General features: G+C 52.8%; 21 protein-coding genes. 4 read left to right on the plus strand and 17 right to left on the minus strand.

Features of this window, described 5'->3' with window-relative positions; all coding sequences use genetic code 11:
* Positions 1–137 precede the first annotated feature (137 nt).
* The 17 genes from HB779_RS17345 to HB779_RS17425 all read right to left on the minus strand — a co-directional run bounded on the left by HB779_RS17345 (position 138) and on the right by HB779_RS17425 (position 14,424).
* Entirely contained in the window at positions 138–2,348 is a 2,211-nt protein-coding gene (locus HB779_RS17345; protein ID WP_188343506.1) for a hypothetical protein, read from the minus strand.
* 7 nt (positions 2,349–2,355) lie between these two features.
* Positions 2,356–2,874, minus strand: a complete 519-nt coding sequence (locus HB779_RS17350; RefSeq protein WP_188343507.1) for a hypothetical protein — start codon at positions 2,872–2,874, stop codon at positions 2,356–2,358.
* Positions 2,867–3,343: a phage protein Gp13 family protein gene (locus HB779_RS17355; RefSeq protein ID WP_244642408.1), complete on the minus strand. Its 477-nt coding sequence runs from the start codon at positions 3,341–3,343 to the stop codon at positions 2,867–2,869. The genes HB779_RS17350 and HB779_RS17355 overlap by 8 nt, the downstream gene beginning before the upstream one ends.
* Complete coding sequence (locus HB779_RS25465; RefSeq protein ID WP_244642409.1) at positions 3,324–5,753, minus strand: hypothetical protein; 2,430 nt, start codon at positions 5,751–5,753, stop codon at positions 3,324–3,326. The genes HB779_RS17355 and HB779_RS25465 overlap by 20 nt, the downstream gene beginning before the upstream one ends.
* Before the next feature lies 1 nt (position 5,754).
* Positions 5,755–6,375: a hypothetical protein gene (locus tag HB779_RS17365; RefSeq protein ID WP_244642410.1), complete on the minus strand. Its 621-nt coding sequence runs from the start codon at positions 6,373–6,375 to the stop codon at positions 5,755–5,757.
* Positions 6,356–6,658 carry a hypothetical protein gene (locus tag HB779_RS17370; protein WP_188343509.1) on the minus strand — a complete coding sequence of 101 codons (303 nt, stop codon included), beginning with the start codon at positions 6,656–6,658 and terminating at the stop codon, positions 6,356–6,358. Before HB779_RS17370 ends, HB779_RS17365 begins: the two co-directional genes overlap by 20 nt.
* A complete protein-coding gene (locus HB779_RS17375) occupies positions 6,655–6,933 on the minus strand; it encodes a hypothetical protein (protein WP_188343510.1) in 279 nt (92 codons plus the stop codon). Before HB779_RS17375 ends, HB779_RS17370 begins: the two co-directional genes overlap by 4 nt.
* 52 nt (positions 6,934–6,985) lie before the next feature.
* The gene (locus HB779_RS17380; RefSeq protein WP_188343511.1) at positions 6,986–7,324 is read right to left on the minus strand and encodes a hypothetical protein; all 339 of its coding nucleotides are present in this window, start codon (positions 7,322–7,324) and stop codon (positions 6,986–6,988) included.
* Positions 7,317–7,727 (minus strand): Bbp16 family capsid cement protein, encoded by a 411-nt coding sequence (locus tag HB779_RS17385; RefSeq protein WP_188343512.1) that lies wholly within the window; start codon positions 7,725–7,727, stop codon positions 7,317–7,319. Before HB779_RS17385 ends, HB779_RS17380 begins: the two co-directional genes overlap by 8 nt.
* A 65-nt stretch (positions 7,728–7,792) precedes the next feature.
* Positions 7,793–8,836 carry a major capsid protein gene (locus HB779_RS17390; protein WP_188343513.1) on the minus strand — a complete coding sequence of 348 codons (1,044 nt, stop codon included), beginning with the start codon at positions 8,834–8,836 and terminating at the stop codon, positions 7,793–7,795.
* A gap of 3 nt (positions 8,837–8,839) precedes the next feature.
* Positions 8,840–9,637, minus strand: coding sequence for a hypothetical protein (locus tag HB779_RS17395; RefSeq protein WP_188343514.1), 798 nt, complete (start codon positions 9,635–9,637; stop codon positions 8,840–8,842).
* Positions 9,621–9,968, minus strand: a complete 348-nt coding sequence (locus tag HB779_RS17400; protein ID WP_244642411.1) for a hypothetical protein — start codon at positions 9,966–9,968, stop codon at positions 9,621–9,623. Before HB779_RS17400 ends, HB779_RS17395 begins: the two co-directional genes overlap by 17 nt.
* Positions 9,965–11,653 (minus strand): portal protein, encoded by a 1,689-nt coding sequence (locus tag HB779_RS17405; protein ID WP_188343515.1) that lies wholly within the window; start codon positions 11,651–11,653, stop codon positions 9,965–9,967. Before HB779_RS17405 ends, HB779_RS17400 begins: the two co-directional genes overlap by 4 nt.
* A gap of 19 nt (positions 11,654–11,672) precedes the next feature.
* Positions 11,673–11,882, minus strand: coding sequence for a hypothetical protein (locus tag HB779_RS17410; RefSeq protein WP_188343516.1), 210 nt, complete (start codon positions 11,880–11,882; stop codon positions 11,673–11,675).
* 4 nt (positions 11,883–11,886) lie between these two features.
* Positions 11,887–12,198, minus strand: coding sequence for a hypothetical protein (locus HB779_RS17415; RefSeq protein WP_188343517.1), 312 nt, complete (start codon positions 12,196–12,198; stop codon positions 11,887–11,889).
* Between the two features lie 7 nt (positions 12,199–12,205).
* Positions 12,206–13,696 (minus strand): terminase, encoded by a 1,491-nt coding sequence (locus HB779_RS17420; RefSeq protein ID WP_188343518.1) that lies wholly within the window; start codon positions 13,694–13,696, stop codon positions 12,206–12,208.
* A gap of 188 nt (positions 13,697–13,884) precedes the next feature.
* Positions 13,885–14,424 carry a terminase small subunit gene (locus HB779_RS17425; protein ID WP_188343519.1) on the minus strand — a complete coding sequence of 180 codons (540 nt, stop codon included), beginning with the start codon at positions 14,422–14,424 and terminating at the stop codon, positions 13,885–13,887.
* Positions 14,425–14,835: 411 nt separating this feature from the next.
* Here HB779_RS17425 and HB779_RS17430 point away from each other — a divergent pair, with 411 nt between their 5' ends.
* The 4 genes from HB779_RS17430 (at position 14,836) to HB779_RS17445 (ending at position 16,802) form a co-directional block, all read left to right on the plus strand.
* A complete protein-coding gene (locus HB779_RS17430) occupies positions 14,836–15,042 on the plus strand; it encodes a hypothetical protein (protein ID WP_188343520.1) in 207 nt (68 codons plus the stop codon).
* Between the two features lie 217 nt (positions 15,043–15,259).
* Entirely contained in the window at positions 15,260–15,838 is a 579-nt protein-coding gene (locus HB779_RS17435) for a hypothetical protein (RefSeq protein ID WP_371823866.1), read from the plus strand.
* A complete protein-coding gene (locus HB779_RS17440; RefSeq protein WP_188343521.1) occupies positions 15,835–16,536 on the plus strand; it encodes an exonuclease domain-containing protein in 702 nt (233 codons plus the stop codon). Before HB779_RS17435 ends, HB779_RS17440 begins: the two co-directional genes overlap by 4 nt.
* Complete coding sequence (locus tag HB779_RS17445) at positions 16,533–16,802, plus strand: hypothetical protein (protein WP_188343522.1); 270 nt, start codon at positions 16,533–16,535, stop codon at positions 16,800–16,802. The genes HB779_RS17440 and HB779_RS17445 overlap by 4 nt, the downstream gene beginning before the upstream one ends.
* Positions 16,803–16,878 lie beyond the last annotated feature (76 nt).

The raw sequence follows: 16,878 nt of genomic DNA on the forward strand, positions 1-16,878 counted from the left end.
TCCTGTGAAAGCGAATGAAATGACGCGCATGAGCGCGACTAAGCGATTTCTGTTCAACGTGACCGTGATACCAATGGCGCTGATCGTGTTGTTCGTCGGCGCTATGTGGCTTCTTGGTGTTGTGGGATTAATCCCCGTCAACGGTTGAGAACAAAATCTTCATATCTGGCCGTCACTTCTTCTTGACTTGGCTTGCGGCCTAGATCGCGTTCGAGATCAATGGCAATACCCCGCCGCAAATCAATCGGAATATCGGAATATTTAACATCGACATCAACTGTGGTTCCGTCTGCGCGCGAACCAGCTTCAAATAGCAATCCATCCTTGTTGCTGTCCCAAAAAGTTCCGGGCGTCTTGATAACGACTGGCAACAGCAATTTGTTGACCATGGATTGAATATCTACCTGAGTAGGCGCACGATTATCATTCGCACGTTTAAACGCCTCCATTTCCCCAGCCAAGGCGTTCTGAAACTGCGCTACCCGCTTCCGATCATCATCATTCATCTTGGATGGCGTCTTTGCCACGCCTACGGCCTCAAGCTGGGTTTGTGCCTGCGAGAATGCACTGGTCAGGTTCAATCCATCCTCGCGAGCCTTTCGCTGATCAGTGAGCGCCGTTGATTGCTTCTCTGTAAGCTCCTTGATGGCTTCCTTGCTCAACCGGTCACGATAGTCATTAAGATCAACGTTCGCGAACTCACTCGGATTTGTCGCAGAATATTTACGCATGTCATACAGCAACGTTTCGTTGCTATCGACCGCCCTACCCTTTGCAGAAGTTTCCAGATAGTTCCACGCAGATGACACAGCCGACATGCCAGCAGCTTGACGAACCTCCATTGGCACTTGATCGGGCGTTTGCCCCTGATCAATATATTTCCATAGATCAGCCTTCGCCGCTTTCTCACGCGCTTCGTCAGCTTTGCCTTGAGCCTCAATCATGGCGTTGATCCGCTTGCGGGTCATGTCTTGCACGTCAGGGTCTTTGATGTTGGCAAGGTAGCTTTCCATGTCGGTAAAATGGTTCTGCGCCGAACGTGCCGATGCAGCAAAATCATTCCCGCCACCGCTGGGAGTGCCAAAACCCGCAACGGCATTGGCTTCTTGGTTACGACGCTTTGCATTGACGCCGCCGTTGTGGTCTTCCAATTCACGGATCGCTGTAGCAATCTCAGCGGGTCCACCCACCTTGATTGCATTTGCGACCGAGCTGGGGAGAGTGCCGTAATTGTAACCAACGGAAGTCACGGCAGCTTTTGCCGATGCTGAAAGAACATTCCATCGGTCTTGACCTACGGTGCTGATAATCGCAGATTGTGAACTCGCAACACGTCGGTTCAGATCACGCACCGCGTCATCGCGCGAAACGGTCATTCCTGGCTTAACCGTAACAACGCGGCCATCTGCACCGGTAATAGTGTCAGAACCAAAGCCAACACGGAAATGATTTACATCCCAATATGGCTTTGTTGCAAAACCCTCAAAACGGGAAATCATTGAAACGGCAGAGTTTACGCCGGGATCATTGCTTTTTGCCGTCGATGCAAAGAAATCAGCGGCGGCACGCTTTGACTTGGCTTGTGTGATTTCTGTCTTGAGGGAGTTTTGAAGAGAATATCGATCCGCACCACTTAACTGGTTGGAATGGTCAGAGATATACTTATCCGCTGCAATCGGATCATCTTGAGCCATGCGAAGCGTGATGTTCTTGTGCACCCCGGAAACATACTCTGCTTCGCGCTGTTTCAGTGTATCGGTATCCCAGCCAGCCATTTGACCTTGCTCGCGCAACTCCATGATACCGGCTGCGACATTCTTATTGACCATCGTCGGGTTGCCGAAATTTACAAGCGCATCATTTGCAAACGTTTCAATGCGGGCCGTAGACGCATCCTTAAACCACGTCTTTTGCTGCTGGGCAGTGTGAGTGATTGATTGCTGAAACATCGACTGTGTGCGAGCCTGCGAAGCTGTCTGATAAGCCTTGGCTGCTCCGGGCGTCAAACCCTTACCGAACTCTTTGCGCTTCTCTTCTGCCTCATTTTCGAACGCGGATCGACCGTCTACAGCGTTGCGGCCCTCAAGGGTCATAAACCCATTTTGCCCATACATACGCTCACGCGCCCAACTGGCATAAGAGTTATCAGCTTCTTTGGCGCGGTTAATGTCTTCAAGCTCTTTTACAGCAGCAAGACTTCCTCCAAGGTTTGATACTCCCTGCGCAAGCCCTTGCATTCCTCGACCGACGCCTGCGCCAAATGCTTCGGGCGAGGCTTGAACAGTGACGCCCTCCTGAAATATTGGACGCGTCGAAACACTCTGCTGATATTCAGGAACCTTTACCATAAGAGCCTCACTGTATCGATCCGATGGACCCTTGTTTGTACTGTTGGTATCCCTTGCCAGCGCCGGTCAAGACCGTACCGGCAGCGCCAAGATATCCACCTGCAACTGCGCTCTTAGCTTCCATGCGATTGAGGGTCGCGCCTGCCCGCTTGTTCACAGCATCAACACGATAATCATACGCCTCGCGATTGGCATTTGTGCGGATCGTTAAGGCGTCAAGCTCTCCAAGCGTGGCAGTATCTACAAGAGTATCGAGCGGAGAACCGAATGTGAGATCAACACCGTTTGCAGCCATGGCGGCAGTTTGCGCGCCGTTTATACGGGCAACCTCTTGGCGTTTCTTTTGCTCTTCCTGTGCGCCGCGTTCCAGCGCATCTTTCGCGCGGCGATCCGATAGCTGCGCATTCATATCCGCAACCTGTGCATTGTATTTACTCGCTGACGCGCTGGCTTGTGCCTGCTGCATCTGTCCCGCAGCACCAAGCAACGTAGATCCGATTGTCAGAGCAATTCCCAAATCACACATTATCAGACCTCAATTCGAACAGGCAGAACTCATGCCCCCGTAATTCGACCGGATCAAAGAGCTTAAAGCCCAACCATCGCAGCCATCGGATTGACGCCTGATTGCGCACATCGACAAAGTTCCTCATGACTGGATAGCGCCGCAATAGTTGGTCTCTCCAATCAACGGAACCACGAAGGAACGCCACATAGTTCTTTTCCACCGCGTCCGTTCCGAGCAACCAAGGCGCGCCCACACCGGCCAGAACATTGAGATCACCCACACCGAACATAAGTTCCGGTACGCCGTCGATCAGGGCTGTCCATGCGACGGATGACTTACGCAGAGAGTAGATCAAAGCATCAGCCGGCAATCGGCCAGATGCAGCGGAAACTTCATCACGATCCGCCTTGCGCATGCGCCGGGCTACCGTGCGAACGTGGGAGGCCCGCGCCGGAACGATCTGTATATCAACGGCCAATTGTGACATCCGGCATGATTGCGAGGATTGTCATGGGCAATGGATCAAACTGCTTGATCCAAACATTGCCATTCGTATTCCAATCCCAAGGCGTTGTTATCTGTATGTCACCGGTATAAAGGGCGATTGCCTCATTCCAGTTTTCAGTAGAACGCTGTCGATACTCCGATAGATGTACGCTATCACGCTCGCCGTCATATGGACCGACGAATATTCCGCGTGTTTTTTCAACTCGCATCGTCACTTCGCTGACCGATTTCATACGCCCTTGCACCGTCCCAAGGCCCTGAATTGTTCCAAGATCGAGATCGAGAGTTTGCAGCGCAGAAACCATCGACAAACCAACATGCACTTTTGAAGCCGCATTTTTCAATGTGATGCCTATGCCGCCTGCGACCGGCCCCACCGTGAGATTGCGCACCACATTGCCATCTGCAAGAGCAACGACTGATTGCCCTAATAGATGGTCTAAGCCGTCAATCACCGTGACGGGTGGCCCTGAATACGTCAGGCCGCTATCTACAAAGAATGCATCGTCCACCTCAGCAAAGTCGCGTGTGTGCAACCGTTCAATGTATCTTTTTGATACGCCGCCGATGGTCCGCTTCACCAAGAAATAAGGAACATCCTCATTTCCTTCTGCTACAACGCAGACACTTTCAAACTGTGCATCATTGTTTGGGCCGCTTTCGTGGCGCGTCCAAGCCCAAACTTCATGCTCTTTCATGTATGTTAGCGATACAACAGAGCCGTCATCCAAGATTACCCAAGCAATCGAATAAGGCGACTGTGCATAGCACCATGACTTGATTATCCTACCCTCAAATAGATGACGGGCCATGATTGTAAGGTCACGGCCAACGTAGCTATCATTCGAAAACTCATAGCTGAAATCGCGAACAACACCGCCGCGCTCCTGAGCAAACAACACGGTGTTACCAACAACAATAGGCTGCACCTTGGCCGCACCACGATAACCCTGATTGTCGATCTTGATTGCAGATGGTGCGATTGCGTCAGAGTTCTGACCGCCGCTAACAACCCATTCAGAGCCAGAAGTCAGAAGCATAAGGCCCTTGATTGCTAGCATCGAACGAATTTCGTTTACCTGACGGGCCTTGATGCGGAACGTTACCGCATCGCTCGCCTTTGATGGCGAGCTTTCCCCGAAGTTCTCATAGTTCGCTGATTGAGACATCCATACCGCTTGCGGATCGTTTTTCGTACCGGCAAGAGCAATACGCTGTTCAATGAATGTGGCGCAACGTGGGTAATTACCCGGTCCATTGAACGGATTGCGCGCAGACTGAGGACCATCGGCAATATCGGGGGTAATGTTCTCATCAACAAACGAAGTAGTCTCTGAACGTCCAACATACCCATATACACCGTTGTCCTTTCTATAGACGATATAGGCCGACGCACCAGCTACAGGGTTCCACACAAGGCTATTCTTATTTCCTGCGATGCTCATATCATTGCGGATAGAGAATGGGGCCGAAGGCAAACTTTCTTCGCTAGTTTCCGATGCGACAGCAGAAACCGCATATGTTGCTACTTTGCCGAAAACAACCACGGCGCTTACGCCTGATGGAGTGGCAGGAGCGCCGGGCGACGAAGTGCCAGGCGCAACTTCACCAGAACCACGAAAAGCCCCAGGACCAGAAGGCATATCGGCAGACGTGCTATTCGTTTCAGCAACTATGCCTACATCCGCATCTGTTCGATATACCCTGTACGTCACCGCACCGGGAACAGCATTCCACGATACCAGAATGAAGCGACCATCAAAATTCTCAAACTGCCATGAAACAGCTACAGCACCCGACGCGGCACTTTCTGCGCCGCCAGCGCTGATAGCCGTTACTTTAAGCTGGAACGCTCTACTATCTCCGCTACGGAACTTGTACCGAGCCGTTGCTGATAGACCGGTTGGAGCTGGGACCGATGGAGCAAACATGACAGGCGTCAATGTCCAATTGTCATCAGCGAGGCGGGAAATCTTTTGAACTGGGTAATCTGGATGGCAGACATACATAACATCAGCCTCTTGAATAAAGACCAGATCAGCCACCTTGTCATGCGCGTATGGAGTTACAGTCTCATAAGGGAAGCCGCCGCCTGAAAGAATAAGCCCGCCATTGCGGAACACCCTGAAATACCTATCCCCGAACTCCAAAACATATGACTGTTCAGTATTAAACTGGAAGGGGATCAAAGCGGCGTTGTTGGAACTTACCTTCACTTCTCGAATGAATTGCAGGCCAGCGCGGTTTGAGGCCCCTCCATGCGGATGTATGAATAGATTGAGAGCGGTCTTAAGTCCCGATCCGTACTTTGCGAGATCGACACGCGCCCATAGTGCGGGTGACAGTTCCCCGGCAGTGAATGAGGGTTGATATGCACGAAGATCAGACATGTCAGCGCCCCGCCACAAATTCAGTTTCGTGATCGGATGTCTCGCGAACCTCATTCGCGTCGGCTTCCTGTGCAAGTCCCTGTGTCTGCTGCGCAAGCTGGAAAGCATCGGCGCGCATCTTAGGGTCACGGGTCAAGGGCATAGCAAGGCGAACAGCCAAATGCCAAGCAAGGGCATCTACGAACAGTGGGGTAAACTTTGTAGGATCGGTGAGCCGCACTGTATAGCGCAGGAAGGCGGGCGAAAGGTCTGAATAAATGGTGGTTCCCTCAATGTCATGAGGGTAAGAATATTCGGGGATCAAAGCCCCCTCTTCCTTGCGCATGTCCGTGGTGGAATAAGCCGGTCGAACCCAACGAACTTTGAGGCAATCAACCGGGCGGCTATATGCATAAGCCCATTTGCCCAGCTTATCATTAGTCAACTGCGCGAGGGATTGTGTCTTGCCCGCGAACCGCCATGGATAGCCTTGCAGCAGCATATCGCGAACATGCTCGTAAAACTGATTGCAGGCTCGTGCCTCCGCGTTCGGCTCAGTCAGAGCATTAATATTGCTCTTGCCGAGATTGAGAGCGCAAGATTGCAAATGGATACAATGGATGTCATTTGCCGGACTTTTCATTCGGGAATAATATGCTGGCAGCGTCCCGTTCTTTGGGTTTGATAGCCGCCTCAATGATTTCGAAACCTATGGAGCGCGAACCGTTCTTGCTGTCGCTGACGCTCGAAACGCGAACAATTGCGACCATCGACATGTCAGTGCCAACCTTCGCAGTGTCGATACCCAGCGCGTCCATCTGTGCTTCATCGAAGTAGAGAGTAGGAAAGTATTCGTCGGTGTCAGCGCCCGATGGCTTTGTCTCAGCAAGGTCGCTGTACTTCTTGGCAAGGCTTGTCATTTTCATGGGAACATTCCACTCACGTCACGGGCCGGAATTACCTGCTGGTCGTTGTAGATCGTGCGACCGTCCGCGACGATCACAACGCCAATTACGGGCTGGTCATTATGAATGACCTGACCGCTCACACTGCGAATACCTAAGACCCTGATATTGTTGATGATCATCACGCCGTCAGGGGCAACGCTAAGCCCAAGCACTGGCCGGTTATTGAATACTTTCACACCATCGGCCACGCCTTGAACACCGAGAACTCTTTGTTCATTGTAGATGTAGGCCATTCTTGGCATCCCGATTAGGAGGAAAAGAGGGCGACCGAAGCCGCCCCGCTATTCAATCAGCGACGGGCTGGGGAGCGATCCAGTCTGGTTCTGTTCCGCCTGTAGCCGCATTGATTTCATTGGTGACGCGAATAGGCTCAGGAGCGTCACCAAAAGGCTCTGCCACTGGAGCGGCTACCGTCGTTGCCTTGCCGGGCTTTGCAGCCTTGCCGGGCTTCTTTGGCTTCTCGTTCACCGGTTCTGATGGATCAGTATCGGCAGGATCTTCGCCGGAGGTATATTCCTTTACCCATCTTCCCAGCTTCACATCATCCGGCCATTCGAACACATCGCCATGTTCGCGAAGGATACCGGCGATGTAGCCCCGTGTTTTTGCGAGAACTTTAACCATTTGACTGATTACCCATTGTGACCCCGGCAGTAACCTTGCCAGTCGTCGGCGCTGTGCCTGTAACTGTGTAGTTCAGTCGCAAGAACTGCTCATCGGTGCCGCGAGTGATGTACTCAGGGACAACGACCTTACCGGCCTTGAGATCAGCCAGAACGACCGTCTGCGACCAAACCGTCTTAGCCGAAGAGAAGGCGGAATTGTCATCGACCTGCAAGGCAACGCCCAACGAAGTCAGATTGTTGAACGCCTCAACGACCTGAATGAGCAACGGGATTTGTTTCCCTTTGCCGATGTCGCGGACGATACCCGGCTTGATAGGTCCGAGATCAATTGTATTGGTGGATGCCACCGATGCCGTGATAGCCTGCGCATCGGAAAGCAAAGTCTGCTGATCGAAAATCATTTCTGGTTGCCTTTCTTAAGGAGCAACCCGTCGCAATGATGCGACAGGTTCAGGCGGTTGATGGATTAGATGGCGACAGACGGAACAAGAGCCTCAGTATTCAGGATCGCGTCAGTCATACGGATCGGAATATCCCGGTACGTTTTGATTACGCGACCCTCAACCTGCGTCTGTCCGAGACCGGTGTAGTTGGGATTGGCGGCGAGCAACGAACGGTCACTCGACTGCGCGTCAAGGATTTCAAGAACCTGACGGTTCATGTAGATCGCAGTGTTACCGCCAAGTGCGCCGATGCCGTATACTTGGAACAGGCGATAGTATGCCTTGCGCATAAGCGCCCAAACATCGACAGAACCAGCCAGAAGATCAGAAACATCGATATTGGCGATGCGGGCGCTATATCGATAATCCTTCACGAACGCACCGATATGCCATTCGTACATGGAGACTTTGGCATAGTAAGTGCCGCCGTTCACCTGATCAATCACAGGTTCTTCGCCCTTATCCATGATCGAAACACCGGCCTTCGTACCCTTTGGATAGAGCAGAGAAGTCGCGTGATCCGCCCATGTGACAAACCAGATCGACGTATTGTCAGAACCAGCGCCGCCGCCATGGATAACCTGATTGGCAATGTTCGGCTTGCCAGGATCAACAAGGTTTGTATTGTATGCATTGAAGCGAGAGGCCAACCCCTTAAACTTTTCGGGCGTTGTTGCTGTGTCATGGTAGAAAATGCCCGTAGCCATTTCCTGATTGAGCGCTTCAACGTATGGCATGCTGTCAACAAGGCGGGCTTTTGCTTTGTCTGGAGCAAGTTTGAGCAAGCGCGTATCGATTTCCGAGCGGGCTTCAACAAAGCCAGTCGTATCATCGACCTGCTGCATGGTCGCCTTGGATGCTTTCACACCCTTGTAAAGACGGCCCCACGAGACAGTAGGATAGCCGGTGCGGATTGAGTGGCGATGGACAGCATCCATGTTGCACTCAGTCGCAATCGCATCGTCAAGGATGGGGTTATTCTGCTTGAGCAGTTCAATAACCATGCCCTCAGCCGACCCCTTATAGGCGTCTACAAGCTGCGGGTAAGAACTTCCGATAATTGCCATTTTCTAACCTTTCGGTGCGTCATTCGGGAACAGAACATGCGCGGGTTCTGCGGGCTTGCCCGAACCTCCCGCACCGCCATCAGCCGGACTATCTTCCTTGATCATAGCGCCGACCTTTGCCATGAAACGGATAAGCTCAGGATGGTTGCCGCCACCACTCGCCTGCAAATATTCCTTCAATTCTGGAGTGCCGAGCGTGTTGACCGCGCGCCGGGAGGTGGCAACGGTGTCATCCCATTTAGTGCCACCGATATCCTTGTCGGCCTTGGCGTCATCCACCCACTTCTCAAGGGTCTTTCCCCAATTTTCCGTGCGGGTCTTGGCGCGAGCCTGTTCAACCTTGACGTATTCGTCAGTGAGTTCTTGCGCTTCACGGGTAGTCATCTGTTTAGCGGCGAACTTCGGGCCGAGGGCGTCAAGCAATGCCTGATCCACAGCAATGCCTTCAGGCATGGTCAGCGCGTATTTTCCGTCAGCCGGTACGGCGTCCAGCGGATCAGCCTTCTTGTCTTTGTCGTCGGCTGGCTTGGTCTTGTCATGTTCTGACTTCGCGGCGGTATTTTCCGCCTCCGACTTGTTAGGATCAGGAACATATTCCTTCCAGTCGCCGGACTTGTTGTCGCCTTCTGTTGGCTTCTTGTCTCCGTCAGCCTCGCCCTCGCCCGGCTTTTTCTCACCGGCAGGCGGATCAGCGGGCTTTTCATCTGGAAACAACACACTTTCAGGCGTTGCAGGAGTGCCAGCGCCACCCTCATTCTCAGAGGAAAACACGGGGCGATACTTCTCAAGCATCTTGATCATCATCATTTCCTTGTGTTGCGGAGCTATTCGCAGCCGCTTGATCCATTGCTTTCAAGTCAGCGACGGCGAGCAACAGAGTTGGATAGAAACGCGGGTCAATCTGATCGAGCTTGCCAATCAGTCTGCGGCCTCCAGCCTGTAGCCCTAACGTGTAGTTCGTCGCGTTGTCGTCGCCGGTAAAAGCGTCTTGATAGATTGCGCAATCGGTCAGAATATCGAACAGAACGCGCTTGCCGCTTGGCATGGCGAAAACCTCGCGATACGCCCTCGCCAGTTCTTCACGCTCAATCTGTTGCAATGTAGAAAGTTGTTCTTCCAAATCGCCCATCATCCGATGCCCAATTGCTGGAGAAGTTGCCCACCAGACGGATTGCTCCCAGCCGTCGCAAGAACACTTGCAGCGTCAGCGCTATCCTTGATGGCAGGCGCGACGGTCGCGGCCATTTGCGCATTCTCTGCCATCTGCTGTTTTTGCGCCCGCGCATCACGCATCTTCGTGACTTCATCATCAGGTACGACGATGGACGGAGGTACGCCGAGGTAATCAAAGTAAACATCAACGGCTTCGTCAGCATCAACCTTATCAAGAACATCGGGCTTGACCGCCGATATCTGGCCAAGGAACGCAAAGCCACGCTCAATGCTGCCTGTAGCGACGGCCTTCTGTGCCTGTGCAAGCATCGAGATATATTCGATCTTCAATTCTTTATTTTGCAGATCAGGCGGCGGCGCTGGTAACTCGCCGCGACGATTGAGGATCGCGTATGTGCGATCAATGACCGGCTCAAGCTGGCCGTTGTAAATGTTCTCAAGCACCGGACCCAGCGCGAGAAGCTTCTCTTCTTTACGCTCTGCAATCTCCATGGTGTTTCGCGGCTGGATGCCTTCCATATTGGCAAGCATTAAGAACAGATCGGCATAGAATGCGCGATTGATGCGATCCTGAGTGTCCCTGATATCGGCGGCAAGCTCTGAAAGACGCAACTGCACTTCCATCGCGGGGCGGAAACCCTTCCCCTGAGGATCGTCGGCATAGGTAATAGCGCCCGGCAGGAGCGACATGGGATTATTCCGCATGCTTGTCGGCCCTGTCATGGGTGGCCGGACGATCTTGTCAATGGCCTCAAGCTTACGTGTCTGCTCCATCTGGAGCATCTTCACATCACCAAGCGCAATCTGCCCCGGCGACGTGGCGTAGTGATCATCGGCGGCGAGTTCCCAAGCTGGACCGATAAGCGGGTTCTCATCAAAGCCGCTTTCCTCAAGCAAGCGCCCTTCGCTGCTCATGTCTTCCCAATAGTTCGACAGGAACGGCTTGTTAGCCTTGTCGATCATACCGGGATTGCGAGACAAGCGCGGCTCAATGGCATGGCAAACGTCAAAACATTCGTCATACTTTGAGGTATCGTACATTGTCTTGATACGCTGGCTGACCTTATCGTAACCAAAGCGGCCAATAATTCGCTGCACGGACCAGCGGAATTGACGATACATTGTCGTCACGCGGCCCTTGTCGTCGCGAGCCAGCCAGAAGCGACCATGCAATAGCTGCTGCATACGGATTGCTTTGTCATCATCCTCAACAAGAATGCCGAGGGATTGACCGAACTGACCGAGATCACCGTAGCCAGTATGAAAAGCGTTATAGATATTGGATGCCTGAAACACTTCACGCATGCGCGCTTCGACCGCCGCAAGATATTCTTTTACGGGCGCAAAGTCTTTCAAATCAGGATCAAACGTTGTCAGCCGGAACCAAGGGCGCGCGGGTGACGTGATGCCGGAATGCATGCCAGATTGCAGCGTTCGGAGAGCAAACGTTCCCGTACTGTCGATGATCTTCTTGCGGTTGATTGCGCCCTCATTCTTATTCGTCAGGCGCAAACGTGACGGCTCGATATACTCAGCCAGCGGCGACCATACGCTTTCCCAAGGTTGGCGAACCTGTTTAAGTTCTTCCAATCGGCGGCGATGATAGGCGATTTGCGTTTCGTATCGAGCGGCATTGTCGGTCATGTATTGTGTCCGATCCGGCTTACTGGCCGAGCAATGTCTTTTTGTCAGTTGGCGCGGCAGTCGTGACGCCAGAGCCGGACGTGAGAATGGTGTTTGCGCCAGCTTTCACCCGGTCTTCTGTGCGTCGGCCAGTGGTTGACTTGATTGCGTCACCATCTGGCAGGCGCATCGCAGCGTTTTCAGGTGGCAGGACAGGAGCTTTTTGTTCGGGCTGGGAAAACATGCACATGGGATCACCGTAGGTTGATGAGCAGGATGATCGCGACGAAGGCCGCGAGCGCGTAAATCAGGAGCGAGAAAAGGGATTTGAGCTTGCCAGCCGGGAGCGCGTCAGCGATGCAGGACAAGCCGACAGGCAGCGCCGCAATGACGGCAAATACGCCCAGCTTTGCGATCAGGCAGACGATAAACAGCATAACGCAGAACAACCGGCCATTGGTGGCAATGTTCTGCGCTACTGCGAACTCCAAACGCTGGTTGTGTTCCTTGGTCTGGTGCACTTCACGCTGGATGTAGTAAGCTGTCTCTTTGTCCTGATCGGTCATGGCATCCTCACGCAAGCGGGTCATAATCGATCTGTACCGGCGAATGGTTGCCGCCATGAACCTGATGCCGCACCTTCTTTGCGACTGGCTCAGCGAACGTCAGCGCCAGCGCATCGCCCTTGTTCGGGGATGGAAGGCCGCGCTCCTTCATATCTTCCTTGCTTTCAAGCTGTATCTTGCCATCTAAACGGGAGACCGTTTCAGGCCCCACGAGATCGTCATATAAAAGCTGGTCTTTCGGATCGATTGCGCCGCCAGCCTTGATCCAGAGTTTCATTTGTCCCCAAATGTACGCCCGCACATTGATGTACCCAGGATCAAGGGACTTGCCTGAAAACCATATGAGCCGCCATGTTCTGCCCATGGTAAGACCAGCGCTCACGATGCCGGTTCCATAGCCCGCGTCCACGAATACCGCGTCGGCTTGGTGTTCATCCTCAAGCCGCGCAATCAGGTTCGCCACTTGTACGTCGTTGTCATTGCGAGGAATGGTTGCGAGGCTTTTGGAATACAGCCCTTGTCTCAGAACGATCTCAAGGCTGTCATCACCTGTCCAAGCAGGATCAACACCAATGATCTTTGGTGCGAAGCTGTACTGACCGGGGCGCAAATGGACCTTTTGCGCTTTGTCTACGTCGTCGGCTGAAATGAACTGCATGGCTGATTGCGCCGGGAACTGCCCCCGTACACGCACCTTCACAAGGTCGCTGTCCTCGCCGTTGTCATCTACGAGGCGTTGAAGATATTTTTTGTTTGTGCCGGGAACCGTGCGGCTATCAATTTGCCGGTTCTTCCATCTGTGCTTGAACTTGCGGAAGCACTCACGAAAGCGTCCGCTGTTGCGCGTCGGGTTGCCAAACACTACCCATATGATGACGGTGTTTTCATCGGTCAGCGCGCCTTCTGCGACTTCCCAAACCTTGTCATGGATTTTGGATGCCTCATCGAACAAGACGAGGATGATCTTGCCCTTGTTGTGCAGACCGGCGAACGCTTCCGTATTATGTTCGGACCATGGAATGAAATCTTGCCGCCAGCTATCGGAGCGCGTTGGATCGCGGCTCTTGATGGTTGTCGCCTGCACATCGAACCAATGCGCAGTTAATGACATGCGGAACCACTTGCCTATTTCCGGCGCTGTCTTTGTCCTCAACTGCCCCTCTGTGTTGGCGGTTGTGACAATCTTTGCGTCAGCCCAACAGGACATTGCCCAATTGGACAGCATTCCCATTTCAGCAGACTTGCCGATACCATGGCCGGATGCGACGGAGATTTGCAAAGGTTCGTATCTGGTCTCAGGATTTGCCAGATGTTCGCGGATGATGCCGTTGATATCATCCTGCCAAGCGCGCGGCCCGTCATAGTCTGAAAGTTCGCCGTGTCCCCAATCCCACGCTACATTACTCCAGCGCACAGGATCGAACCGGCAGGATGCAGCAAGTTCAATGATATCGTCATTCGGATCGCGGTTATGGCCGATGCCCGGTTGCTTAACCATTGTGAGCGACCTGTATTCCGAACAGGTCTAATTCATCCGTTTTATTGGAGCGACGATGCGCGGCGTATGGCGTGTTGCGATGGCAATCTTTCGATTGTATGGGCCAATCATCTCGCTTGGATTGAAAAGCGTCACAGCAGATGCACCAACGCCTGTTCGCCACTATAACCCATTCATGAGCGACAAGATTAGCCATCGCGTTTCATAGCCCGCTCAAGCCGATCAGCAAGAGTATCAAGACCCTTCACTACTACCTGTTCGCTAAAGGCATTGACGCGGACGTGCTTGCCGATCAGTTCCGTGCGCTTGATACGGCTGTCTAGCCTGACCTTGTATTTGGTGCCGATCCACTTGCGCTCTTTACCATGGCCTTCATACAACTGCTCAGTCTCAATGCCTTGTACTAATCCCTTGCGAAAGATTAGAGGCCATTCATGCACCGGCAGGACTTCACCGGTCTCTTTGTTGAACAGATCAGCGACATCAGCCTCATTCTCATCGTGCAATCTTTTAAGGACGTATTCAGCGTCAACCTGCACAGCTTCGGAACGCTTATCCTTACGGGCATTGATTGCGGCCATTACCTTGGGATTTCTTAGTAACTTCGAGCCAGTAACCTCAGCGCCATTTGCAGCGTAGCCAGCCCTAATAGCGGCCTGCGTTGCGTTCAGGTCGATCAGGTATTCATCAACAAATCGCTCTTGTTTCGGGGTCAGTTTGTCAGTCATCAATCTAGCCTTTGATTAGGCTCATTGATTACCGCTGGAATGGTTGCATTTCAGAACATCAATGCGGTTTCCACATCACTCTCCCATTATTTACGGTAATGACGCACTAGTGCAGCACTTTTCCGTAAAAACATATCGTAAGTCATTGATAATGCATAAGTGTATCAGATGGCACATGATTAAAGACTATACGCGCATATATGTGCATGCATGTATGCCGAAAGATCAATGGAAGTGCGTCATTGTAACACTATCAATGAGTTAGTCGCGCACAGTGCGTCACTAATGAGCGGTCCTCACATTTCAGACAGGCTTATATAATCGTACATAAGTGTTGCGATTTTTGTTGCGATAATTGCCCATCATGATATTGTTGTGATTAACGCAACATTATCAGCAAAAGGGAATGCCATGCCTACTGCAATCGTTTGGACATACAGAGCCGATCAGGGCCGAAAAGAATACGTAATACAGCTACAAAATCACGTGACCATTACAGGCAAGGAAGATCACTTCGCCCTTGCCTGCCATGATGCAAATAACGTGGTCGCCGGGATGCGATTGTTGGCTGATCAAGAAGACATGCACTTTGGAATACAGAAGATCGAAATGAACTGACAGTTTGGTTTCGCCTCTACGGAGGCGTTTCCCAACTGCCAGAGGGTGAATGATGAGAGTGCTTATCGCTTGTGAATATACGGGGACCGTTCGCCGGGCATTTGCCGCCCTCAGTCATGACGCATGGTCTTGTGATCTGTTGCCCTCATTAGACCGCAGCAACAAACACCTGATTGGCGATGTCAGAAAGTTCCTACATCTTGGCTGGGACATGCTCATGGTGGCCCATCCGCCATGCACCCGCCTTTGCAACAGTGGTGTGCGCTGGCTGAGTGAGCCGCCGACACGGTTGACCGCAGAGCATTACAACGCCGCCGAGATTGCCGCGTACCGTGATATGAACCGCGACCAGCGCTTGGCATTCATGTGGCAGAAACTGGATGACGGCGCGGAACTGTTTTCCGATTTGTGGAACGCTCCCATTGAGCGGGTCGCAATTGAAAACCCTGTCATGCATGAGCATGCCAAGAGCCGCATTCGCAACTACAAAGCATTCGCGCAATCCGTTCAGCCCTACCAGTTTGGCCACCGCGAGACAAAGCGCACATGCCTATGGCTTCGTGGCCTGCCAGTGTTGCAGCACACCACGCCAGAGCTTGAGCAGGAATACCTATCACTGACGCTTGAAGATCGCAGGACGTGGGCTCGCGTTCACAATGCAGCGCCGGGGCCGGGCCGATGGGCCGAACGCTCCAAGTTTTTCTCAGGAATTGCCGACGCTATGGCGCAGCAGTGGGGAGGCGACGGCGACCAGCCACGCGGCCAACTCGATCTATTCGACAGGATTGCAGCATGACGGCCAAGATCGCGCGTGTCATCGACTTTGAGACAACGGGGACGCAAGAGGACGAAGGCGCGGAGGTCATCGAGCTTGGCCGTTTCGACGTTGATCTTGCTACCCGCGAGATAGGCAACCCATGGCGATCATTTGCGAAGCCGACCGGAGCAATACCGGCAGTGACGAAAGCCGTACACCACATCACAGAGGGCGACGTGCAATTTGCCCCAGCCCTCGCCAGCCTTTGGCCTCCATTCTTCGCCGGATGTTCGCAGACAGATATTCTCGTGGCGCACAATGCCAAGTTTGAGCAGCATTTCAGTGACGGAGGCGGCAGGCCGTGGATCGACACTTACAAGGTGGCGCGTATCGTTTGGCCGGATGCACCGACGCACAGCAATCAGGGCTTGCGGTATTGGCTGGAGATTGAGCTTGACGAAGATCAGGCATTTCCGCCGCACCGTGCCTTGCCTGATGCCTATGTGACGGCTCACATCCTTTTGCGCCTTCTCGATCTCAAGACGCCCAACGAAATGATTACCATTTCGAAATACCCGGCGCTGTTGCGAAAGATCACTTTCGGGACAAAGGCCAAGGGCAAGACCTACCAAGAGGCTCCCTTGGATTACCTCGAATGGATCAGGGACAAGAGCGAGATGGACGAGGATACCAAATTCTCCGCTCATTACTGGATCAAGAGGAGGACAGCGACATGACTGCCAACCTCACGGATAAGATATCCCTTGCCAATACGATCAAGCAGAACCTTTCCGGCACATGCATGCGGACGCTGGAAGGCGAGCTTGAAGACGCCGGACACGCAGAACTTATCAACGATGAAGAATTTCTCCGGCTGTTCGATGATCGCTGCTTTTTATGCGGCGGCTGCGGGTGGTGGCATGACACGGACGAACTAGCCGATGCTGATGGCAGCGACTTGATCTGTGTGGAATGCGCAGGAGATGGGGAGGATGAGGAATGACGCTGATCCTTCAATCTCTGCTGGCATTCATCGTCTACGCCGGTATCGGCACGTCAATCTATTTTACATTCAAAGG

Origin of the sequence: Phyllobacterium sp. 628 (assembly GCF_014189505.1) — a bacterium.
In the GTDB taxonomy this organism is placed as follows: Bacteria; Pseudomonadota; Alphaproteobacteria; order Rhizobiales; family Rhizobiaceae; genus Phyllobacterium.